The following is a 23,822-nucleotide window of genomic DNA, read 5'->3' as shown; positions in this document are numbered from 1 at the left end:
TATATAAAAATAAAAGAATATATAATCTATTTCATTAATTTTAAATAAAAATAGATTTTATTACGAAAATTTTTGTATGAATTTCTATCTTTAAAAATATTAAAATCTAAATTGTTCAATAACATAACATTGTGAACAATTTTAGCAGAAAAATAATAAAAATAAAGATTTATACCTCTTTTATTAGCAAGATTATTTTTATGATTTAAAATTTTTTTTACAATTATTTTATCCATTTTTTTTTCGTTTTTTTTAAATTGATTATACTCTCTTTCTGATAAAGGAAGTGCGTCTTTTAAAGAATTTCCACAACTTTTCTTTGAATATAAAACTGCACTACCTTCTATTATTAATAAATCAATTATGTCTAACATTTTTGGTTTATATTGGATATAATGAAAATACTCATGAATAATAAAATTTTTTATTGAATTCAAATCTTTTTTATTAATAAAATTTATTGAAATAAAGTTTTCTAAAAAAAGAAAAATATTACATATTCCATTTATATCATAATATTTAGCAAGAATTTGTTTATAGAAACCAAAAAATGGATAAACAACGATCTCATTTTCAATATAACCAATAATTGATAATGCCTTATTAATTTCTTCATTTATTAATGATTTCATTGAATTAATATAATAAATTTCTTTTCTATTTTTTTTCATTTCTGATGAGAAAAATAATTTATAATATTTCTTCCTTTTATTTGGATACAAAAATGAAAATAATAAAAAATATATTGATTCATCAAAATATGTAAAATCTTTTTTAGATGAGATAAAATAATCAAAATAAAACCAATTTATTGACTTCATAACTTAATAATTTCATCAAAATAGTTGTCAAAAGCTAAATCATGAGAATTAATTATAACAATTTTATCTTTTAATATTTCTTTAATTGTAATTATTAATTGTCTAATATTTTTTTCATCTAAACCTGAAAATGGTTCATCAAATAAATAAATTTTAGCATCAGGGTTTATTAATAACAATCTACAAATACATAATCTTCTTAATTGCCCCCCTGATAATTTTTTATCTTTAATATTAATTATCTCATTAAGAAAAGCTGGTAATTTTTTAAAATCCTCAAGTAGATTCAATTTTTGTAAATATTTAATAATTTCTTCTTCTTTGTATTTATCATCAAATAAAGTTATATTCGATTTTATTGAAGAATTAAAAATAATATTATCCTGTGGTAAATAACAAATATAATTATATATATCTTTTATTAATTTAATATCAATATTATTAATTAATATTTCTCCATCATAATCATTTTCAATTAAAGTAATCAATTTAAAAAGTGTAGTTTTACCCTTTCCACTTTGAGCCTGGATTTTATAAATTTTACCTGAATTAAATGAATAAGAAAAATTTTTAATTATATTATTCCCAAAATAAGAGAAGGAAAGTTTATTTATAATTAAATTAGGATTATTATTAGAAAGGGAAATAACTTTTTTACCTAAATCTTCATTATAATTTAGAATCTTAAAAATATTATTTACCGATATAAATGAGGACTTAATTTCTCCTATATTATTTACCAATCTTGAAACAGGATCATAAAGCATTGTATGATAAGATAGTAATGCAACAAAAATTCCTATAGATATTTTTTGCCTAAAAATAAGAATTCCACCTAAAATAATTACTATAGAGTAACCTATTATATTAACAAAATCATTTAAACTATTCAATGAATTAAGAGTAATATTTTTCTTCATATATTTTTTCTTATATGAAATATTTATTAAATTAATATGATTGATATAAGATTTAATTTTTTTTGAAATTGTTATAATTTCTTTTACAAAAGGGATCTCATTTATATATTTATAAACATTATTAAGCTCTTCTCTTTCTTCTTTAGAAAATTTCTTAATCAGATTTTCTAAAAATTTTAAAATTAGAAATTGAAATGGGATTAAAGATAAAAAAGCTAAAAAAAGAAATTTATTAAAGCTAAAAATTGTAATTAAAATTAATATAATTGAAATTGAATCAGATATAAGAATACTTATTAATTTTGATGTGCAAAACTTCAAATTATCAACATCATTTATAAGTATAGAATTTATTTTTTCAGGAGTGTAATTTTTAAATATTTTAAAATTCATTTTAAATAATTTTTCTATTATTGATTTTCTTGAATTATTGGTTAGATTAATCATTGTTATATCATAAAGAGTATCTGAAAAAAACAATAATATTGCATGGATTATTTCAACTAAAATAATTATTATTACAAATTTAAGAAATAAATTTGAATTTAATGTAATTAAAACTTTATCTATAAAATCTTTTCTTATATAAGGAATTGCTACTTTTATAATATCATATGATATTACACAAAATGAATATATAAAAAAAAGTTTTATATCAATAAAATTTAAAACTTTTAGAATATTTTTAAATAAATGACTTTTTTTCATTTTTTCCACTTCCCTTTTTTTGGGTTGTATAAACAATCAAAACTTTTTGTAAATAGACCCATACCAACATTTAAATTTGCAGCTCTACAATCATAACAAGCATATTTGAATTCACAATCCATACATCCTTCGTAAAATTTTCTATTTAATGACCACAAATATTTTGTTTTTTCATTATTGATAATATTTGTTAAAGAATCCTTTTTTAGATTTCCTAAAACAATTTTTCTTGCCATAACACATGGAATAACTTTATAATCAGAAGAAATAATAACTAAACCTTTCCAACATCCATTTCCAGTTATGTTTTTATAAAATTGCTCTGTTGTAAAATGAGCAAAATATTTTTTATTTTTCCTTAATTGATTTTCCATCTTTTTTGATACTATTTTATCAATTTTTTTATCACATGGTCTTATAATATCTGGATTTTCAATTATTCCTCCATAATTATGGATAAATTTTTTTACTTCTTCAAAATCATTTTCATTATATTTTGTAAAAATGTAATTAGCTTCAAATTTAATTCCATATTTAGATAATAATTTTATATTATTAATTAATTTTTTATATGAACCCTTAACATTTGTGATTTTATCATGTATCTTATCTTTTAATGAATATATTGAAAATTGAACAATAATGTTCATTTCCTTTAACCTTTTAATTGAATATTCATTTAATAACAATGCATTAGTGGATAATTCTATATGATTAAAATATTTTGTAGCATATTCTAATAAATCAAATAAGTCATTGTGTAAAAGAGGTTCTCCTCCAGTAAATCTAATACAGGGCAATTTAATTAGTTTTTAGGTAACCCCTAATTTTTTCTATTTAGGTTTACAAGATCTATTGCCACATAAAATATCAAAAGTTAAAATATTTGGCATTACAATTTTTTTAAAAATTATTTTCTTTTTTTTCATAAAAATTTTCCTCCTCTTAATTATTTTTTAATAAAAATGTCTTATTATTTAAGTAGCGCTACTTGCATGCATTAAACCCAAAAAAAAAAAAAATGTCAAATATTTATTTTTAATTTCATTCAAATATATAAAAAACCTCTAATTATGCAATGTCCATAGCATTATTTTAGTAAATTTTTATCAATAAAAAGTTAAATTGGAATAATAGCAAAATTTAAATTTATTATAGAACTTTGCAATTGGTAGCTTTCCAATTATTAAATTTTTAATAATATCCCTATCAATGTTTTTCCTCCTATTAGGTATTATTAAACTTGCAACCGAAAAAAAAGACAAAACCATATAATAAAAAGCTTAATTTTAACGAAAATTATACTGATGAAACTTAAATTTTTCAAAAAATTGCTTTTAATCATTTTTATAATTTATCTTTTATTTTTTCTAAATTATAATTCACAAATAATAAAAGCTGATAAAATTAGATATGCTGAACAATTTTATATGTTATATGTTAAAAACATGAGTGAAGTTACCAATAATATTTTAAGGAATATAACTTATTTAAAATTAGCCTTATCTGCCCCATTTGCACCAGTAGTCCAATCTTTATACCCTGCTGAAACACAGGAAGAATACATTCGATATAAATATTTATTTAAAATGCATGTTAATTTTATGCTTGTTAGATCATATCTACAACTTGGAGATCGATTTTACAAAGAACATATCTATTATTATAATTACCTTTACAAAGATGCTATTTATAAAAGTTTATTATGGGCTAAATACTATTATCAACTTGCTTATCCATACTGGGATGAAGTTTTAAAATATATTGAACTTGCAAAAAGGTTTGAAAAAAATAGAACAAAAGCTTGCAAATGGGAAGATGAATATTACATGATTAAAGGAAATATTATCAATTATAAAAATATTATTGATAGAAGAATCCAGGATGTGGATAATAATTTAAAATACATTGATAACTGGGAAAAATCATTTAAAAATAATTAAATAAAAATAATTAAAGATTAAAAAAATTAAAATTATAAATTGTTTACTATATTATTAATTTCAGTATCAACTTCTTTTTCTAAATTTGCTTTATAATAATCCTGATATTCATTAAATTTTTCAATATACTTATAGGTTAATTTTATTTTATTTGCACCTGGAAAAAGAGGGAAAAGTGTAATTTCATAATTATTTTCAAACATTTTGAAATATGGAAAATTTTCATTTTCTGGTTTTCCATATTTTTCTTCTAACTTTTTAGTCATTGAAATATATAATTTTTCAAGTTCATCTCTTGACTGCAAATTATTCAACTCAAATCCTACCTGAAAAAATATTAATTCTTTTTTCTCATTAAAGAAAAGATAAAAAGTTTCTGTATAGTAATTTAAAGTTTTGGATGCAAATATTAAGTAGTTACCATATTTTGAGGCAATTTCTTGCTCTTTAATTTCAAAGCTTTTATTTTTAAGCTGTGTTAAAATTGTATTATAATTCATTGTAAAGTTTATAAAACCATATCCTGGAACAGTTTGAGAAAATGCTAATTGAGTTAGTATAAAACTATAAATTAGAACAACTAATATTATCTTTGTCAATTTATAAAATAAATTCTTTTTTCTCAATTTTATTTCCTTTTGTTTTTATTTTAATATTAATTTCTTTAATTTTATTTTTATATTATTTTTAATTAAAGTTATTTTTAACATTATTATTATAACATTAGTTATAATTCTTGAATTATAACTAATTTACACACTATTATTGACATAACCCAATTATATATCAGAATTATTCATTTTTTTAAATATCGGAATTAAGAATAACTAATTTTAAACTTAATTAATTATAATTTCACCATTGCTTAATTTTTAAAATAATGAAAACTTGATTTTTCAGATTAATAGACTACAATAAGACAAGTAAAAAATTTAAGATTGCAATAATTTTACTAAATTTACATTAAAGAATAAAATTATTATAAAAAAAAATATATACAATATATATATATTATAATATGTATTTGATTTTTTAAACAAATACTTATGAAAACATTTAAAGGTAATTTATGGAAATAGTTATAACTAAAATAGAAAAAAGAAGAAAATATTATGACTTTTATACTGATGAAAACAAATTTTCAATTTTAAAAAAAGTGGTCAACCAATATGAATTCCCATTTAATATAGAAAATTATTTAAACAAACAGGTTAATTTAAAAATAGATGAAGAATTTTTTAATGAGATATTTAAAGAATCACAATTTTTAGATGCTAAAGACTATGCTATAAACTCAATAACTAAAAGAAGAAAAACTGAAAATGAAATTATATATTCATTAAAAAATAAAAAATTCAACATGGAGATTATAACAAAAGTTTTAGAAGAGTTAAAAAGATATGATTATATTAATGATGAAACATATGTCTTTGATTTTGTAGAATATCAAAAAAATGAAAAACTACTTTCAAGACATGCAATTGAAAAAAAACTTTTTTACAAAATAAAAACTAAAAGTCTTATTAATATTGCATTAGAAAAGATATATCCCCCTGAAGATGAAGTTTCCATTGCCTCAATTTTAATAAAAAAGAAAAACATCACCAACAGGGAGCATATTAAAAAATTTCTATCTCAAAAAGGATTTTCTTATTCCACAATTAACACTATAATTTCTGAATTTTAATTAAAATAAACATCTTCTAAAAATCCATATTAATTTTATAAATTTTATTCTTTCACACTTATATAATACAATTCTTTGTATAAATTTGATTTACTCAATAACTCTTCATGTTTTCCAATAGCTTCAATTTTTCCATTATCAAACAATATTATTTTATCAGCTTCTTTTAATGAAGCTAATCTCTGGGTTATCATTATTATTGTTGCATCTTTTTTTAAGTTTTTAATATTATTTAATACTTTTTTTTCAGTTTCTGAATCAAGTGATCTGGTACTATCATCAAAAATATAAACTTCAGGGTTTTTATATATTGCTCTTGCAATTGTAATTCTTTCCCTTTGACCTCCAGATACCATTATCCCTTTAGGACCAACTAAAGTATTTACTCCATCAGTAAAAGCAGAAATATCATCTTTTAAAGCACTTATGTTAATTGATTTTTCTAAGTTTTTATCATTTTTACTATCAATTGATAAACCAGATTTATTATTTTTATTATCTTTCCAGTATAAATTAGAAAGCATACCCCTCTTCTTATAATCATTATAAATTTTATTTGATGTTGATTTCATTACTATATTATCATAAATACTACTTGAAAATAAAATTGGATCCTGAAAAACAAAACCAAATTTTTCTCGCAAATTTTTTAAATCAATATTTTCAAAATTAATACCATTTATCAACACTTTTCCTGAAGTTGCTTTTTCTAATCCTATTAAAATCTCCATTGCCATTGTTTTCCCAGAACCTATTTTACCTGTAATACCTATAAATTCTCCCCTGTTGATTCTAAAATTAATATTATTAAGAATAGTCCTTCCATTTATTTCTAATGAAACATTTTTAAATTCTATTGATTCAATATTATCAAATTTTACATTTACTTTATCTTTATTGTTACCAGTGCTTAATTTATTTATATCACCATCATTATTTTGATAATCTATATTATCAAATATGTTCTCTTCACTTAAATTTGATAATGGATTAATTTTATTTGCATATTTTAAAACCTGCAAATGTCTATTTATTGAGACAAATGTTCTATTTGTACTAATAAAAAAATATGCAAATGAATAAAGATGTTCCAGCATTAAATATAGATAATTCATAAAAGCTACAAAAACTCCAAGGGTAATTGTTTTATCAATAACCATTTTACCACCAAACCATAGTATAATTATTAATCCTGTATAATTTACAAAATAATCTGAGGAGTGCCATAAGCTTTCAAACAATGCAACTTTAAGTTCTGATCTTTTTCTTTTCCTTAAAATTTTACTAAATTCATAATCTGTAAAATTCTCCATATTATTGCTTTTTACAACCTTTATTGAGGAAAAGGTTTTCTCAATATTTGAATTTACATTTGAAATATTTTTCTGCAATTTTACAAAAGCTTTTTCAAATTGGTTATCTGTAGCAAAAAGAATTGCTATTATTACACTTATTGGAATAAAAATCATAGCAGTTAGCTTTATAGAATACCCCCCCATTACAATCAATGAAAAAGAGATTATTGATACAGCATCAATAAATCTAAAAATACCTGAACATACATACCATGATATTTTATCAATATCGTCACCTAATCTTGTCATCAATTCCCCATGATCAAATTTTTCAAAAAACTTTCTTCCCATTTTTAAAACAAATATTGTCATTTTTAAATTCAAACTCCAGAAAGTTGACATGTTAATATATGATCTATTTATCTGGAGAAAAGAGTATGCTATAACTGCAACAAAAACAATTGCAATTAAAATTGCAATATTATGAAAAAGCATTGTTTTATTTTGTAAGTTGTTTAGTCCATCAATAATTTTTGCAATTATTACAGGATATGCAACTGTCATTGTAGTATTTATTATTGAAAGAAAAAGCAACAATAATGCTCTATGCTTATGTTCTTTCCACAAAAAAAGAATGTATTTTATTTTTTCTTCTGCATTAAATAACATATATTAATCTCCATTTTTTATTTATTTTCTTTTATCATTGTATTTTCTTCAAATTGAGATTCATATAAATTGTAATAGTACCCTCTTTTTTCAAGTAAAGTTTCATGAGTACCATATTCAACAATATGACCTTTTTTAAATACAACAATCTTATCTGAATTTATTATGGTATGTAATTTATGTGCTATAACAAGCGAAGTTCTATCTTTCATAAATTTTTCAAAAGCTCCAATAATATACCTTTCTGTAATATTATCAACTGATGATGTTGCTTCATCTAAAATTAAAATATCAGGATCTTTAATATAACTTCTTACAATAGAAATTATTTGTCTTTCACCTGAAGAAACATTACTACCATCCTCTTTTATCTCTGTTAAAATCCCTTGTTCAAATTTATCGAAAACAGATTGAAGGCCTAACTCTTTAATTGCATTAAGTACTTTTTTTTCACTAATGTTTCTATCAAGAACAATGTTTTTATAAATTGTATCAGGGAACAAAAAGTTATCCTGAAATACTGCACCAATCTTTGATCTAAGTTCTTTTAACCCTATTGTTTTTAACTCTTGATTATCAATTTTAATACTTCCTTCATAATTATGATAAAATCTTAAAAGTATTGAAATTAAAGTTGTTTTTCCTGAACCTGTTCTTCCAACTAATGCAACTTTTTCCCCTTTATTTATTTCAAGATTGATATTAGATAATACATTTTTCCCTTCTTTATACTCAAAATAAACATTTTTAAAAACAATTTTATTTTTAAAATTATTAAAATTAGTTTCTTGAGACACTTCAATTGGTTCATTTAGTATCCCATTTATTCTTGTTAATGAAGCATTTGCTTTTTGTATAAGTTGAAACTGTGATGATAGATTTCTAATTGGTCCAAAAAATTGTCTTACATATGTTATAAAAAGGACAAGAGTTCCAACAGTTAATGTTCCCTTTAAATTTTTTACACCACCAAACCATATAATTAATGAAAGAGTTATGGTTTCAAAGAGTAGCATACTGTTATAGTAAAAAGTACTAAAAATTTCCCCTTTCATATTGAGTTTAAATAATTTTTTGTTTAAACTATTTATTTTTTCAGCAATCCATGAAATAGCATTAAATACCTTCAGTACTTTATGAGATTTTATTGTATCTGAAATTACTCCCATTAATTCTGAATAAGTTTTTCTAAAACTAACCCAGATAGGGGATACTTTGTTCTTATATAAAATGGATAATATAATAATTAAGGGTAATATAAGTAAAACAATAAATGTTAATGATAATGAATACCTACTCATTACAAATAGCATCCCTATAAACATCAAAATATCAGTTATTATAGATATAACAGTACTTGTAAAAAATTGCCTTATAGCTTCACCATCAGATTCAATTCTGGCCATAATTTTTCCAACAGGATTATTATCAAAAAATTTCATAGGTAATCTTACAATATGTTTAAAAATTCCAGTTTTTATTTCATATAAAAAGTTTTGACCGAAATACTCTGTAAGGTAAATATATCCTCCTGTTAATATTGACATTGAAAATGTGACAATTAAATATTCAATTACCCTTCTGAATAACCCATTTACATCATTATTAGTCATATTTACATCGATTGCTTTCTTAACAATAATAGGTCCAATTATACCTAAAATAGTAGTTATCACCATTATAAAGACTGTAAAAGCAAATAAACCAATATTTTTTTTAAATATTTTAATAATTAATTCTTTCCCTTTATTTACATTTTTCATAAGCATCAATCTCCTTACCTCAACATTTCAAATTACTATAATTTCCTTTTTACTACTTTTAATTATTATTCCAATAATACTCTTATCTTTTACAATTCTTAAAATAACATTATTCTTTTTTAATTTTTTAATTTCACTACAATTTTTTAACCCCTTATTTATTTTTTTTAATTATTCAAAATAATTTGAAAATATAAAAAACATAAAAAAAAGGCCAGAGCATTTTTCTATGCCCTGACCCTCATTTTTACAATATTAACTTTTTATTTTTTATTTTTGTAGTTATGCTTTTTTGCATACCCCTGTAATCTATTGTAATTAAAATAAAGGCAGGACATATTATATCCAATCCTGCCTTTATTCCATTTTTTAATTAACTCTTTTTATTTTTAATTTTTTTATTATATTTAGATATTTAAAACTAAAAATAATTATCTATTTTTAATATCTAAATATTTTTTCTTAATTTTTTGTAATCAATAATAATTATTATTTCGCTTTTATAAACACATAATTTAATATATTTTCTAAAACAATTTATTAATATTAATGGAATAACTTTAAAGCAGGATTGGTAATTACAAATTAATAAATATTCGTAATCGTCTAAAATTCATTAAAATACCTCCTTTTCTCATATGCCTATATATAATTATTAATTTTATATTTATGTCAAGAAAATTTTAACATAAAACAATACTTTTTAATTTACTATAACAAATATTTATTTGTGTTATTTTATTTGTTTAACACCATTAATTTCCCCTTTTTATAGGGTTATATGAATATTCTGAATATTTTTATCAATTTTAATAATTTATTTATTATTTATTTTATCTTTATTTTAGGTTATATGTTTGTTTAATTTTAATAAATTAAAAATAATTTTAATTTTAAATAAGTATTTAATATTGTCCTAAAAGATTTTTTTTTCTTGATAGTTTTTCACATATATTATATCCAACTATTCCTGAAAAAAAGTATAATAAACTTAAAACAATAATAATTACATACCATTCTAAATTAAACTTTTGATTTTTTATTATCATCATCCTCATTGTAGTTGCTCCCATTGTATATGGCAAAAATGAATAAAAATTTATTGGATATGCGGGAAAAGCAACTAGTGTAATTAGCACAAGATTAATTATAGAGAGAAAACCTGAAATTTTTTTAAACAAAATTGCCATACCACTAAAAAATATACCAAACCCCCATAAAGAAGGTAGAGATATTAATAAAACAACTAATATTTTAATTATACTAAATTTTAACCAGATTCCTGTTATAGACATAATCAGAATCAAAACTAAACTGATTTCAATAATATCAAAAATAAGATTAATTAGAATCTTATTGAAAAATACATACATAATACCTATTGAAGTAAGATTCAATTGTTCATATGTACCTTTTTGAATTTCATCAATAACATTTGATGGCAAGTTAAAATAAGCTGATTGAGCAAAAATCCATGTAATATAACCAATTATTAAAGAGGAAAGATTATTTATATTATTATTCTGACCAGAAAAATGCTTTATACTATAAAAAATTCCTAAAAAAAATATAAAACTTGCTAATAACATAGAAAATGTATTAAAAAAATATCTTTTTAATTCACATATATATTTAACTATTTCGCCATATAATAAATTAAAATATTTTTTTAACATTATTAAATCCTCCTGTATTATAAATATATTTATTACTTTTTAATCTTTATCTTTATTTATATCATATTTTTTCTATTTTTAATTTTTATCAATAAATATAAATTTTAAAATTATTTTATTATTGAAAGGAAAATATCTTCAAAATCATTTTTTTGATTTTCAAATTCTAAAATTTTAATATTATACTTTCTAAAAATATCTATTATTTGATATAACTTCATAACATTATTTAATGTAAAAAAATATATTATTTTATTTTGATTTTTTTCAAATCTTATATTATCACATATATTTAAATTTAATATTTCATCATAAATTTTTTCATTCATATTTTCAATAACTACTTTATATACAAGTTTTGAAAAATATTTTTTTAAATTTTCTATTGAGTCATTAGTAATGACTTTACCCTCTTTTATAACAATTACTCTATCACATACATTTTCAATAAATTTCATATCATGAGATGTAATTAAAATTAATTTGTTATATTGTTTTGCATAATTTTTTATAAATTTTCTTATTGACAAAGCTGTTTCAATATCCAAACCTAATGTTGGCTCATCTAATAAACAAATTTCAGGATCTGTTATTAAAGCACAAGCAATTGCAACCTTTTGTTGCATACCCCTTGAAAATTTTCTAACTTCATCTTTAGCAAATTTTTCTAATTCTAATAAATTTAAAAGATAATCTATTCTATTTTTTATAGATTTATAAGATAACCCTTTTAAAGAAGCGAAATATATCATATTTTCAATAGGAGTTAATCTCCAATAAACATTTCTTGATCCTTCAAGTACAGCTGTCATTTTTTCTAAAACAAATTTTTTATATTTCTTATTATTGTAATTATTAATTAAAATTTCACCTTCATCGTAATCAATTAAAGTTGCAATTGATTTAACAATTGTTGTTTTTCCAGCACCATTTGGTCCTAAAATTCCTAAGATTTCTCCCTTCATTCCAGAAAAGCTAACTGAATTTACTGCAGTTATAATTTGATTTTTCATTTTGTAATTTTTTGTAATTTTTTTTACATCTAAAATTTTTTCCATTAACCTTTCCTTTATAATTTTTTAGATTATTAAAGTTGTTTATTTAAATTAAAAAAATTTTTTAAATCACTATTTTTTGCTATAATATTAGCTAAATAATAAATTATAATTGAAATATATAATGATATATTTAAAAAATATAATTTAAATATATTAATTATTAAGAATAATATTAAAAAATAAATATTTCCATTAATAAAACCACAAATATAAAAAAATTTAAGTTTTTTATTTTCTATTTCATTAATTAATTTAATATAAAACATCAATTTAAAAATAATTTTAATTTTATTAAATTTAAATTCATAAGTAATAAACCCAAAAATAAAATTTAAATTATTAATTAGACAAAACAAAATATGACCTAATTCATCAAATAATATTAAAATATATCCAAAAAATATAAAAAAGAAAAAATCTTCTATAACTACTAAAAAAATATAACGATGATTAATAAAAAAATATATAAAACTATTTATTATAATGCTAATTAAAAATAAAGAGTTATTAATTAAGATATATTTAATAAGCAAGAAATATATTTTAAAAAAATTTTTACTCTTAAAATCTAATTCATTTTCATATATCATTTAATAATTCCTTAAATAAATAATTTAAGTCATTCTGATTTATTTTATTTATGGATTGAATTTTTTTTATTTTTAAATAAATATCTCTAATATTATTATATTTACAATCTTTTTGTAATTGGCATTCATTACAATTATAATTATTAGGAAGAGGAACATAGTCAAATATTTTATTATTATTTTCTAGATCTTTTTTTACTTCATAAACAATTTCTTTTTCATAAATTAAAGATAATTTTTTTATTGAATTTAAAAAACTTTTTCCATTTGATAAAAATAAAAATAAATTCCTAACCACATAATAATAACTTAAATCAACATCATCATAATTATTTTCAATAAATTTTATATATTTATCAATATAAAAAAAAGCTTTTTTATAATTATTTATTCTATAAAAAATCATTGCCAATAATAATTCAATAGTTATTTTATCCCAATCTTCGTTATCTATGGGAATACTAAAATATTCATTTATAAAAAAATTTTCAGTCCTAATATCAGCTGTTTTAAAGTTCATTAAATCATCTATTAAATACTTATATTCATCATTATTCAAATCTTTTAAATTAGATAATAAATAAGTACTATTGTAATTTTTTATATAATTATCAATTTTATATTTTGTCATAAAATCAATTTCAGACAATCCAGGAATAATAATAAAAAAAGATGGAAAACCTAAAAAAGAAACATCCCTAATAAAAATATCATTAAAATCATTTTTTTGAATAATATTTATTAAATATTTTAATTTTTGTTTACTTGAAAAAAATTCAATATTTTTGTATTCAAAATCATAACTAAATTTAGAATTAAATATTGTTTCAGGATAATAACCTATACCGTTACAAACTAGATTTTTAAAATTAACATAAAAGTTTTTATCATTTTTTGAAATAAATTTTATATTTTTCATTTTTCCTTTTAAATTAAAATTTATACCTTGCAAAATCTCAGTAAAACATCTTTGTAATGCTATTTTTAAATCTGGTTCAGATCCAAAATGTACTGCATATAAATCATTTTTTGTATCTATTATAATAATTCCTATAGCAGGGAAATTTTTACCTAAACTACAATCTTTAACTATTATTTTAACTTTTGCTTTTTCCTCAATTAATCTTTTTAATTCAAATTCATCTGGAAAATTATATTCTATAAAGGTATCATCAATTGTAGGAGGAGTTATGTTTTTAAAATATATTTCTCTTTGAACATATCTTTCAATAATCTCACTTATTCCTTGAACTAATGCTTCATAGTTAGAATTTCCAGCACACATTCCATTAGATCCATAAAAATTTAAAATAAACTGATAAGGTAAATATGTGACTTTTTTATTATTAACATTATAAAATGGTAAAAAAATAAATTCTTTATTATTTAAATTTTTATTTTTAATAATCTTTTCCCATAATTCATAAATAGAAAATTTTTCATTACCATATAAAAATGCTTTTTTAAAAGAATCATGTAATTCAGGATATTCTGATAATTTAATTTTTATTTCATCATTTGATATTTCAAATCCAAACTTATTTTTATCTTTTTCAGAAAATGATACTTCATAATAAATAATTTGATTTTGTAATCTTTCAATAAACTCTCCGTAAGCGCTAGCTAAAGCATATTCTTGAGATAATCCTTTTCCATTTGATCTAAAATTAGTTTTTATATCTTTTATTCCACAAGAAAATAATTTATTTTCATTATTATACCAGATTTCTTCAATTATAAATATTCCCATATTATTTAAATTTTTTCTAATTTTTGATATTGTATTTTCAGGTAAATCATCTTTATAAAAATATTGATATTTCACTTATAACCTCCATTAAATTAAAATAATTAAACCATCTATCCTGTTTTATAAAGTTAAAAATAAATATCAATATATATATTTTAACTGACTATATTCATACATTAATTATTTATTTATTAGCAACTTTTTTATTATAGTAGAAAAAAAAGTATGCATTTGCTTTATCTTTGTCATTTTGTAATCTTTTTTTTATTAATTTCATTTTATCCTCCTAATTCATAGTAAATTATTTACAGGATAGATGGTTTAATATAGGATTACATAATATATTAAATATGAAAATAAATAATTTTAAATAATTTTTTAAAAAAGAAGATAAATAAATATTTAATTTTTTATAATTTAACATTCTAATATTTTTTTACATAATTTTATATTTATGTCAAAAAAATTTTAACACAAAACAATACTTTTTAATTTACTATAACAAATATTTATTTGTGTTATTTTATTTGTTTAGCACCATTAATTTTCATTTTTTCCCTTTTCATCTTTAACTATTAATTCAATAAACAAACTCATAATAATTACAAATATTATTGTTAATATCAATCTTGCAACCATAAATTTTGCACCTAAAAATTGTAATTCTACCATTTCCTGTGGTATTTTTATGCATGCCCATGCAGAAAGAAAAGCAATTATGCTTGAAACTTTTGCCCCTTTTTTTATCAAAGCAGATGCAACAGGAAAAGCTATATATAATGGACCAGTTGGTAAAGAACCAAGCACTATACCAACTAAAATTGCTTTAATTCCTGTTTTCTTACCAAGGTATTTTATTACAAGGTCATTAGATACATAAACATTAAAAAGAGCCATTAATATCATAACTGCTGGCAAAATATAGATCATTTCCTTAAAAAATTGGAATGATACTTTTAGGACATGTTCTTTTTTATCAGGATATAATTTTATTAAAATTATCGATAGTACAAGAAATAAAATCATTAATATAGAATCCTGTAAAAATTTCTTTTTTTCTTTTTGTTTTTTCATTTTCATTTTATTAATACCATCATTATCTTTAAAATGTTTTTTGTTATCGTTTTTATTGTTAACATTTGAGTTAATTGATTTTTTATTATCTTGATTTTTGTTTATATTTGAATTCATTGATTTTTTATTCATAGTATTACTCCCATAATAATTCCTATTAATATTGCAATTATGAAACTTAACCCATTTCGTAACAATGCAATTTTTTTACCAAGTTCCTTTATTTCCAAAGGTAATGTTACAAATCCAATCATTGTCAAAGTTGTTATAAAAACAGCAACAACAGTTATAGAAACATCTTTTATTAGTAGAGATGATGCTAAAGGGAATGCTATTAAAGATGGGATATGCATAATTGCTCCTATAATTGCAGCAATTAAAATCCCTAAAAATCCAGTTTGTTCCCCAATAAGCTTTTTCAAAGTTTCTGTTGATACAAACCCCATTAACAATCCTATAAAAATAATTATAGTTAAAACTACTGGTAATATCTTAATAAATGCCTTTAACGCCATTAATAAGACTTTTTTTGTTTTTTCTTTATTTTTTATAAAAGAAAAAACAAGAAGTAATAAAGTAATAACATTTATAAAAATTGATGTTGTATTCAAACTAATCTCCTGACTTTTTTATTTTTTTACAGTAGCAAATAATTTACTTTGACTTCACAAAAATATAATATATCTTAATTTATAATAATAAAATATCAATAATAATAATTTTATAAAACATTTAAATAAATTTTTTTTTATAATTTATAGTAAAAATTTTAATTATCACCTATTAATAAAAGGAGATTTTTATGCAAAAAGAAAAAAAATTATACCTTTCTGAAACAGATAAAAAAATAGCTGGTGTATATGGAGGGATTGCTGAGTATTTTGAAATTGATTCAACAGTTGTTAGATTACTGTGGATTTTATTTTCTGTATGTGCAGGTGGAGGCATTATTGCTTACCTTATAGCATGGGCAATTATCCCTAAAAAACCAGAAATAACTCCATTTAATAATAATGATAATAAATAATAAAGATTATAATGATAATACATCAAAATTCTTACTACAAATTTTTTAGCAGATAAAAATATAAATTTGTTAAGCTGTTGAAATTTGACCTTGATAATTAATTTTAATTGAATAATCTAATTTAGTGATTAAGTTAGATTTAAACAACATATATAAAAATTTATTTCCACCAAAAATTATTATTGGAATTGATGAAGCTGGACGTGGTCCAATAGCAGGTCCTTTAGTTTTTACAGGGGTAATATTTGATTATACCAAAATAAATTTTTCTGATTCAAGATTTACATCTATTACAGATTCTAAAAAATTATCAGCAAAACAAAGAGAAAACCTTTTTAATTATATTAAAAGTATTTCTTTATTTTATAAAATTGTTCTCAAAACAAATACAGAAATAGATAAATTTGGAATCTCTTATTGTATTAAAGATTCTATTACCAGAATAATTAACTCAACAAAAAATTTTATAGAAAATTATCAGGACCTTTATCATGAAAATTTAAACAACGAAAATGAATTGCTCTATATTTTTGATGGGAAATTTAAACCTATAAATCTTGATAATTTTTATACATTTATAAAAGCTGATTTTTTAATTAAAGAAGTATCTGCTGCTTCAATAATCTCTAAAGTTATTAGAGATAGAATAATGATTTCTTATTCAAAAATTTACAAAAATTATGAGTTTAATAAACACAAAGGATATGGAACAAAAAAACATATACAATTGATACAAAAATATGGATATTGTCCTATTCATAGGAAAAGTTTTATTGTAAAACAGATTAATACCCTTTTTTAAAAAACACTAAATATAAAATTAATAACCGGATCATTTAAGTTAAAATATTGTTTAGAATTAAATTTTATAACATAATCAGGATTTAATGCTTTTAACTCATTTTCAGATAATTTAATTTTCATAGTTGCATAGCCTAATAGAAGTTTTTTATTTGGTAAATGTTCCCACTTAGCTCCACCATAAAATTTTAAATTATTTCCAGCAGGTTCTCCTATTAAAATAGCTTCAGTTTCTTTTTTTAATTGATAAGCTGCTATAACTCCTGCTGAAAAGGTTGATTTATTGGTTATTACAAATATTTTTCCATTTTCATTTAAATAACTATTTTTAATTTTTTCTATAAATGGTTGTATAATAAAAGAATAACCACCTAAATTATTTCTAAGATCAATAATTATTTTATCAGGTTTTGTTTTATTTATCATATCAAACATCTTACTTACAAATTTTCTAAAAGGTAATTCTTTCATTTCAAAGCATCTATTATATTTAAAATAAATAGTGTTATTTTGTGGTAAATATTCAAACCAATAATTTTTATCTTTATTTTTATTAAACAAAAACTGTTTATGCTCGTTTATTTCATCACTATAAACAAAACCTTTACTAATTAAATCATTACCAATAAATGTTTTTACTTTTACTTTATAAAGCCCTTTATTTTTAGAATATAATTCCAGTTCCACATAATCTTTAGAATCAATAATGTTAAAATAATATAAAATATCAGGAATTAATAACAATTTTTGTGATAAGAATAAACTCCAATATTCATTTTCAGAAGAAATCAATGGCTTAATCATTTTAAATACTTCATTTACTTTATATTTACCAATTTTTTCCACTCTACTACCCATTAACGGATAATACTCATTGGTTGCTCCATTAATATATAAACCATCCTGAAGCCATATAATACTTAATGGTAATCTATTAAAATACCTTGTATCAGCTATATAAGTATGTCCATCTTTTAATAAAGCTGCTATTTCTAAAAAACCTATTACAATCTGTGAATCTTCAAGATTGGGAATTTTATTAAAAAGCTTATTAACTTTTTCTTCAAATATTTCTTTTTTTGTATTTTCAAAAGGATCTGGATGTAAAGCTAATAACCATTTAGTAAAGTAATATAAATCTCTTTGCCAGCCATTTTTAGTTTTATTTTTATTAAAATTTTTTATTTTTATTTTATCAGATATTTTTTTTACTTCTATTCTATATGACCCACCATCATTTACTCCACTGGCATTTATTTCCAGATATATACTACCTTCATTTTTAGCTATAAACTTTATTCCACCTGGAGTATCAGAATACCATTGTCCTAATTCATAAGGCCCCTGATATAATATTTCTCCATTTTCATTTTTAATGAAAAGTGTAATAGAAGCTGATTCATTTAATTTTGATTTATTAAAATAATCATTTAAAATAATTTCATAAACTTCATAATATTTAATACCTTCAACTTTTATGAATTGAGTTGATTCCGGTTTAATTTTTCTTAACCTGTTTTTTAATTGATCAACATAAATAGTTTCTATTTTATCTTTAGCATTTACATAAAATGAAATATTGTTAATACTTAATATTAATAAGATAAAAAAACAAACTAAAAATATTTTAATTATTTTTATTTTCATTATAAAATCCTCTGAAAAATTATTTATTCAGTCCTTTTTTTTTTTTAAAAATAATATCCTATTCCTAAATAATACCCCATACCATAAGTTAGATTTTTTGAATCCATTCCTTCAGTCATACTTAAATAAAAATTTATCCCGTAATTTATTACAAAATTTGTATATTTATATAATACATAAGTTTTAAACTCCAACCCTCCAGCAAAATAGAAATAAAAATTAAAATAATCTTTATTTAATATATTTTGATAAGAATTCATCATTCCGATACCAGAAAATAAAGAAACATTTGTTACACCAAATAGATACATATCAAATAGATCATTTTTATATTTAAATTCAAGGAAATAAAAATCATAAGGTAGATAAAAGTTAATTTCATTTAAAGGAACATATTCAAAACTTAATGATAACCATTTTCCTTTTGAAATATTTAAATCAAAATCTGTACAATAACCTGTTGTTCCCTTATTATTAAGATAAAAATACAAAAATGAACTTTTTTTTGCATCATTTTTTATTTTCGCAATCTTTAGCTGTTTTTTAAAATCTTCATTTTTAACTAAATCAAATAATTCATAAGTATTTTTACCACTTCCAAATTTAACAACACCAATATCATCAATAAAATATGTATAATAGCTTTCTTCTATTTCTTTTGTTTTTTCACCATCTTTTGATATTACTTTTTTATTAACTTTGAATATATACCCTTTATCAAAATAGTAATTATTTATATTTAATTCACCTTCTTTAACAAAAGTATATTTTTCAATAACTTTATAATTAATTTTATTTATAGAATATTGATACACAAGGTCAAAAGAATCATTGGGTTTCACATTTGCTTTAAATAAAATATTTTTTAAAATTTTTATATTTATTTTTTTTCTTGTTTTCTCATCATATAGAATTTTACTTATTAATTTTAAACTATCAGCAAAGTTATATCTTTCAATCTCAGTAATTTTAAAATTTTTATTATAGGTATAAACTTCAAGATAGTTATGGTTTCCTTCCTTAACTTTTCTATATTCTTTAAATTTAAAATCATTTTCTTCTTTACTTTTAAATTGAACTATCACTCCATCAATTCTATCTAAATTATAAATACCTTTTATATATGATGATACAACTTTTTTTATAGATGATAATTTATTTTTTCCTCCAATATTTTTATCTCTTTCTTTGTAAAGCTTATTTACATTATTTTTAACTAAATTATAATCTACCTTATTAATTATATTTGACAAAAAATTATAAAATCTGGATTCATCCCCTTTTGAATAATATAAAATTGGAGTTTGTTTAACTGAATTTTCTCCAAGCCAGGATTGCATCATTTGCCTTATTTTTGAAATGATAATTTTCAAAGTATATTTTTTATTTTTTATCTTAAAAGATTCTAAATTTGAAAATATTTGAACTAATGATGAAATGAATATATCTGATTTGCTTCCCCAATCAAAATAACAATATTCATCAATCATTGATGATGTGATTACTGGAAAATTGATATCCAATCCTTTAAAATAATCTTTTTCCATTAAAGAATTATTAATTATATTAATCCTATCAGATATTCTTTTCCCAATATTAAAAAATACAATCTTTGTTTCAGTTTTTAGTTCATCTATAAAATTTATAAACTTGTTTAACTCAATTGCTGTATCAGATATATTTTTTAGGTTAGTATCAGCAGTTAATAAATAGATTTTATTTTGATATTTATAAGAATAAGTGGAACAATAAATTAAAATATTGGTATCTTTTTGTATTATATTTTTTAAATTCTCAAAATATGAAATTAAATTACTTTTATCTGGATAATTTTTAGAATCTTTATTAAAAAATGTAGAAAATAATTTGACCTCATCTATTTCTTTATTCAACTTTAATGTTTCAAACAACTCTAAAGCTTTTTTTTCATGAAAACGGATATCTGGAATTGATTGGTCGCAAAACTTATCAATATCAATAATTATTGCAATGCTTTTTATATTATTTGATTTTTTAGAATTTTGCTTCTCGTTATTATTGCCAGCTGATAAAAAAACTGGGATAAAAATTATAATAAAAAATAGATAAATTTTATTAATTTTCCTTCTCACAATGTACCTCTTTTTTTATAATTTTTGTATATTTAACTTATTTTAAAATTTAAGATAACAAAAATTATTCATAATAAAATTGTATACTGATATATGGCAATAGCTCTTTTTTAAAAATACCATACATAGTTTGTTTCATTTCTGAATTTTTTTTATATTTAGAATAGTTTATTATTGATTCTTTGTTTATTATAGAAATATTTAAATTTTTAATAATACCTGCTTTTGAAATTGCAATTAAATTTGCATAATATTTTCCATATATGCTAAGGACAAATGGTATTTCTCTTATAACAAGTTTATTTGATAATCTGAATTCTCTATTTATTACAAATTTTCCTTTAACCTGAAAAGGAAATACTGTTTCTGAAGAAAAAGGTAAAATAATTTTTCCATTATTAAAAACTTTTTTACCATTAAAATCAAAATATCCAATGCTATCATCATAATGCAAAATTAAATTAACACTATTATCCAGAGGAAATAATGAATTTAAATTAACTTCTTCATCAGTAATATTAATTCCTAAAGATAAAAAAGGTTTAATTTCTTTATCAAAATTTTTGATATTTTTAAAATTCTTTCTCTCAATAGGTTTAGCAGATACAGATATATAATTATTTTTAATTTTTGAATAAAGAACTACTATATCCAGATTTAAAAAATTTTCTCTAACAATAACTGTATGCTCCCCCCCATACTTTTTTTCATTTTTAAATTTATAAGCCAGTGTATATTCCCCTGGCTTTATGGGGAAATAATAAAAATTCTTTTTCCCTATTAAATTAAAATCCCATACTTTCTTCTCATTAGTTACATTATTTTTAAAAACTAGTTGAAAGCCAATTTTTTGATTAACATTTTTTATTCCACAAAAATATAAAAAACCAAAGTAAGTATTAAAGTTTAAATTAACTTTGTTTATATAGCTTTCCGGGACAATACAGGAAACATTTATTAAAAATATTGCTAAAATAAATAAAAGAAGAATTGATAAAATAATTTTTTTCAATAATTTATTATTTTTCTTATACATTTTACCTCCATTATATCTATTTTATTTATTAAGCTAATTTTAACTAATTAGATTTATATCTTATCGCATAAGTTCCAGACTCATAAGATAAATATCCTTTAACTAATATATAAATTTTTTGACTTTCAGAAACTGAAATTGTTATTCCAGAATAATATCCAGAACCTACATCATGCCATAATATATTCATATTAGAATCATATACAGAAACTTTTATATCACATGTATAGCTACCTGAACCCTCATATGAATCATCCCAATTTATCGTGTAAGAAGAACCAGCCTGTGCATAAAAATAATACCATTTTGTTTCTCCAGCAGATATATTATCTTCATAATAAACATTATCCTCTAAATGATAAGTATTATTAGATTTATATCTTATCGCATAAGTACCAGAGTCATCAGATGAATATCCTTTAACTGATATATAAATTTTTTGACTTTCAGAGACTGAAATTGGTATTCCAGAATAATATCCAGAATTTACATTAGAATATAATATATTCCTATTAGAATCATATACAGAAACTTCTATATCACATGTATAGCTACCTGAACCATCATATAAATCATCCCAATTTATCGTGTATAAAGTATCAGCCTGTGCATAAAAATAATACCATTTTGTTCCTCCAGCAGATATACTATCTTCATAATAAACATTATCTTCTAAAGAATAAGCATTATTAGATTTATATCTTATCGCGTAACTCCCATAATTATATCCTTCAACTAATATATAAATTTTTTGACTTTCAGAGACTGAAATTGGTATTCCAGAATAATATCCAGAATCTACATCAGAATATAATATATTCATATTAGAATCATACACAGAAACTATTATATCACATGTATAGCTACCTGAACCATCATATAAATCATCCCAATTTATCGTGTATAAAGTATCAGCCTGTGCATAAAAATAATACCATTTTGTTTCTCCAGCATATATATTATCTTCATAATAAACATTATTATCTAAAGAATAAGCATTTTGATAAGTGCCATTATAAGGAAATGATGGAGTACAACTGTAAACTATAAAAAGAGAAAATATTATTAAAAGTATAAATATATTTTTCTTTAATACACTCATAATTTAGCTTCCTGTTTTTTGCGAATTATTTATCCTAAAAAAAATATTATGTCAACTATTTTTTACAAATTTTATTTGTTTTTATAAAACAATTTATTGCAAACTAATTAAAAACTTAATTTTTATTATTTAATTTTTTTACTC

General features: G+C 20.7%; 19 protein-coding genes. 4 read left to right on the top strand and 15 right to left on the bottom strand.

Annotation, left to right across the window (positions count from 1 at the left end; all coding sequences use genetic code 11):
* Positions 1-26 precede the first annotated feature (26 nt).
* The 3 genes from ACZ5EC_RS11225 to ACZ5EC_RS11215 are packed head-to-tail and all read right to left on the bottom strand — an operon-like array spanning position 27 to position 3,249.
* Positions 27-821, bottom strand: coding sequence for a hypothetical protein (locus tag ACZ5EC_RS11225; RefSeq protein ID WP_464302572.1), 795 nt, complete (start codon positions 819-821; stop codon positions 27-29).
* Complete coding sequence (locus ACZ5EC_RS11220; protein WP_464302571.1) at positions 818-2,449, bottom strand: ABC transporter transmembrane domain-containing protein; 1,632 nt, start codon at positions 2,447-2,449, stop codon at positions 818-820. Before ACZ5EC_RS11220 ends, ACZ5EC_RS11225 begins: the two co-directional genes overlap by 4 nt.
* On the bottom strand, positions 2,446-3,249 hold the full coding sequence (locus ACZ5EC_RS11215) for a radical SAM protein (RefSeq protein ID WP_464302570.1): 804 nt from the start codon (positions 3,247-3,249) through the stop codon (positions 2,446-2,448). Before ACZ5EC_RS11215 ends, ACZ5EC_RS11220 begins: the two co-directional genes overlap by 4 nt.
* 507 nt (positions 3,250-3,756) lie before the next feature.
* Here ACZ5EC_RS11215 and ACZ5EC_RS11210 point away from each other — a divergent pair.
* The gene (locus tag ACZ5EC_RS11210) at positions 3,757-4,392 is read left to right on the top strand and encodes a hypothetical protein (RefSeq protein WP_464302569.1); all 636 of its coding nucleotides are present in this window, start codon (positions 3,757-3,759) and stop codon (positions 4,390-4,392) included.
* Positions 4,393-4,424: 32 nt separating this feature from the next.
* On the opposite strand, the gene ACZ5EC_RS11205 is transcribed toward ACZ5EC_RS11210, so the two are convergent.
* Positions 4,425-5,018: a hypothetical protein gene (locus ACZ5EC_RS11205; RefSeq protein WP_464302568.1), complete on the bottom strand. Its 594-nt coding sequence runs from the start codon at positions 5,016-5,018 to the stop codon at positions 4,425-4,427.
* Positions 5,019-5,461: 443 nt separating this feature from the next.
* On the opposite strand from ACZ5EC_RS11205, the gene ACZ5EC_RS11200 reads away from it, so the two are divergent.
* Positions 5,462-6,079 carry a hypothetical protein gene (locus ACZ5EC_RS11200; protein ID WP_464302567.1) on the top strand — a complete coding sequence of 206 codons (618 nt, stop codon included), beginning with the start codon at positions 5,462-5,464 and terminating at the stop codon, positions 6,077-6,079.
* A 44-nt stretch (positions 6,080-6,123) separates the two neighbouring features.
* Here ACZ5EC_RS11200 and ACZ5EC_RS11195 read toward each other — a convergent pair whose 3' ends face one another.
* The 7 genes from ACZ5EC_RS11195 to ACZ5EC_RS11165 form a co-directional block, all read right to left on the bottom strand.
* Positions 6,124-8,043, bottom strand: a complete 1,920-nt coding sequence (locus ACZ5EC_RS11195; protein WP_464302566.1) for an ABC transporter ATP-binding protein — start codon at positions 8,041-8,043, stop codon at positions 6,124-6,126.
* 17 nt (positions 8,044-8,060) lie between these two features.
* Complete coding sequence (locus ACZ5EC_RS11190) at positions 8,061-9,806, bottom strand: ABC transporter ATP-binding protein (RefSeq protein ID WP_464302565.1); 1,746 nt, start codon at positions 9,804-9,806, stop codon at positions 8,061-8,063.
* Positions 9,807-10,711: 905 nt separating this feature from the next.
* Complete coding sequence (locus ACZ5EC_RS11185; RefSeq protein WP_464302564.1) at positions 10,712-11,482, bottom strand: hypothetical protein; 771 nt, start codon at positions 11,480-11,482, stop codon at positions 10,712-10,714.
* A gap of 110 nt (positions 11,483-11,592) precedes the next feature.
* Positions 11,593-12,540 carry an ABC transporter ATP-binding protein gene (locus tag ACZ5EC_RS11180; protein WP_464302563.1) on the bottom strand — a complete coding sequence of 316 codons (948 nt, stop codon included), beginning with the start codon at positions 12,538-12,540 and terminating at the stop codon, positions 11,593-11,595.
* Between the two features lie 579 nt (positions 12,541-13,119).
* Positions 13,120-14,955, bottom strand: coding sequence for a YcaO-like family protein (locus ACZ5EC_RS11175; protein WP_464302562.1), 1,836 nt, complete (start codon positions 14,953-14,955; stop codon positions 13,120-13,122).
* Positions 14,956-15,420: 465 nt separating this feature from the next.
* On the bottom strand, positions 15,421-16,086 hold the full coding sequence (locus ACZ5EC_RS11170; RefSeq protein ID WP_464302561.1) for a permease: 666 nt from the start codon (positions 16,084-16,086) through the stop codon (positions 15,421-15,423).
* Positions 16,083-16,565, bottom strand: a complete 483-nt coding sequence (locus ACZ5EC_RS11165; RefSeq protein ID WP_464302560.1) for a permease — start codon at positions 16,563-16,565, stop codon at positions 16,083-16,085. Before ACZ5EC_RS11165 ends, ACZ5EC_RS11170 begins: the two co-directional genes overlap by 4 nt.
* 191 nt (positions 16,566-16,756) lie before the next feature.
* On the opposite strand from ACZ5EC_RS11165, the gene ACZ5EC_RS11160 reads away from it, so the two are divergent.
* Complete coding sequence (locus tag ACZ5EC_RS11160; protein ID WP_464302559.1) at positions 16,757-16,981, top strand: PspC domain-containing protein; 225 nt, start codon at positions 16,757-16,759, stop codon at positions 16,979-16,981.
* A gap of 124 nt (positions 16,982-17,105) precedes the next feature.
* Complete coding sequence (locus ACZ5EC_RS11155) at positions 17,106-17,783, top strand: ribonuclease HII (protein ID WP_464302558.1); 678 nt, start codon at positions 17,106-17,108, stop codon at positions 17,781-17,783.
* Here the strand turns inward: ACZ5EC_RS11155 and ACZ5EC_RS11150 are convergent.
* From ACZ5EC_RS11150 to ACZ5EC_RS11135, 4 genes are all read right to left on the bottom strand, one after another.
* Complete coding sequence (locus tag ACZ5EC_RS11150) at positions 17,780-19,429, bottom strand: S41 family peptidase (protein ID WP_464302557.1); 1,650 nt, start codon at positions 19,427-19,429, stop codon at positions 17,780-17,782. The two genes, ACZ5EC_RS11155 and ACZ5EC_RS11150, sit on opposite strands and share 4 nt — an antisense overlap.
* 44 nt (positions 19,430-19,473) lie before the next feature.
* The gene (locus ACZ5EC_RS11145; RefSeq protein ID WP_464302556.1) at positions 19,474-21,540 is read right to left on the bottom strand and encodes a hypothetical protein; all 2,067 of its coding nucleotides are present in this window, start codon (positions 21,538-21,540) and stop codon (positions 19,474-19,476) included.
* Between the two features lie 64 nt (positions 21,541-21,604).
* Positions 21,605-22,576, bottom strand: coding sequence for a hypothetical protein (locus tag ACZ5EC_RS11140; RefSeq protein WP_464302555.1), 972 nt, complete (start codon positions 22,574-22,576; stop codon positions 21,605-21,607).
* Between the two features lie 43 nt (positions 22,577-22,619).
* Positions 22,620-23,678 (bottom strand): hypothetical protein, encoded by a 1,059-nt coding sequence (locus ACZ5EC_RS11135; RefSeq protein WP_464302554.1) that lies wholly within the window; start codon positions 23,676-23,678, stop codon positions 22,620-22,622.
* Positions 23,679-23,822 lie beyond the last annotated feature (144 nt).

Source organism: Exilispira thermophila, assembly GCF_055389015.1.
The sequence above is the reverse complement of the archived record's forward strand: the minus strand, read 5'-3'. Positions and strand labels throughout refer to the sequence as shown.

What these genes read in the sequence shown, in the direction of transcription:
- ACZ5EC_RS11225 (WP_464302572.1), bottom strand. Translation starts at nt 821, where the DNA reads ATGAAGTCAATAAATTGGTTTTATTTTGATTATTTTATCTCATCTAAA.
- ACZ5EC_RS11220 (WP_464302571.1), bottom strand. Translation starts at nt 2,449, where the DNA reads ATGAAAAAAAGTCATTTATTTAAAAATATTCTAAAAGTTTTAAATTTT.
- ACZ5EC_RS11210 (WP_464302569.1), top strand. Translation starts at nt 3,757, where the DNA reads ATGAAACTTAAATTTTTCAAAAAATTGCTTTTAATCATTTTTATAATT.
- ACZ5EC_RS11200 (WP_464302567.1), top strand. Translation starts at nt 5,462, where the DNA reads ATGGAAATAGTTATAACTAAAATAGAAAAAAGAAGAAAATATTATGAC.
- ACZ5EC_RS11195 (WP_464302566.1), bottom strand. Translation starts at nt 8,043, where the DNA reads ATGTTATTTAATGCAGAAGAAAAAATAAAATACATTCTTTTTTTGTGG.
- ACZ5EC_RS11190 (WP_464302565.1), bottom strand. Translation starts at nt 9,806, where the DNA reads ATGAAAAATGTAAATAAAGGGAAAGAATTAATTATTAAAATATTTAAA.
- ACZ5EC_RS11185 (WP_464302564.1), bottom strand. Translation starts at nt 11,482, where the DNA reads ATGTTAAAAAAATATTTTAATTTATTATATGGCGAAATAGTTAAATAT.
- ACZ5EC_RS11180 (WP_464302563.1), bottom strand. Translation starts at nt 12,540, where the DNA reads ATGGAAAAAATTTTAGATGTAAAAAAAATTACAAAAAATTACAAAATG.
- ACZ5EC_RS11170 (WP_464302561.1), bottom strand. Translation starts at nt 16,086, where the DNA reads ATGAATAAAAAATCAATGAATTCAAATATAAACAAAAATCAAGATAAT.
- ACZ5EC_RS11160 (WP_464302559.1), top strand. Translation starts at nt 16,757, where the DNA reads ATGCAAAAAGAAAAAAAATTATACCTTTCTGAAACAGATAAAAAAATA.
- ACZ5EC_RS11150 (WP_464302557.1), bottom strand. Translation starts at nt 19,429, where the DNA reads ATGAAAATAAAAATAATTAAAATATTTTTAGTTTGTTTTTTTATCTTA.
- ACZ5EC_RS11140 (WP_464302555.1), bottom strand. Translation starts at nt 22,576, where the DNA reads ATGTATAAGAAAAATAATAAATTATTGAAAAAAATTATTTTATCAATT.
- ACZ5EC_RS11135 (WP_464302554.1), bottom strand. Translation starts at nt 23,678, where the DNA reads ATGAGTGTATTAAAGAAAAATATATTTATACTTTTAATAATATTTTCT.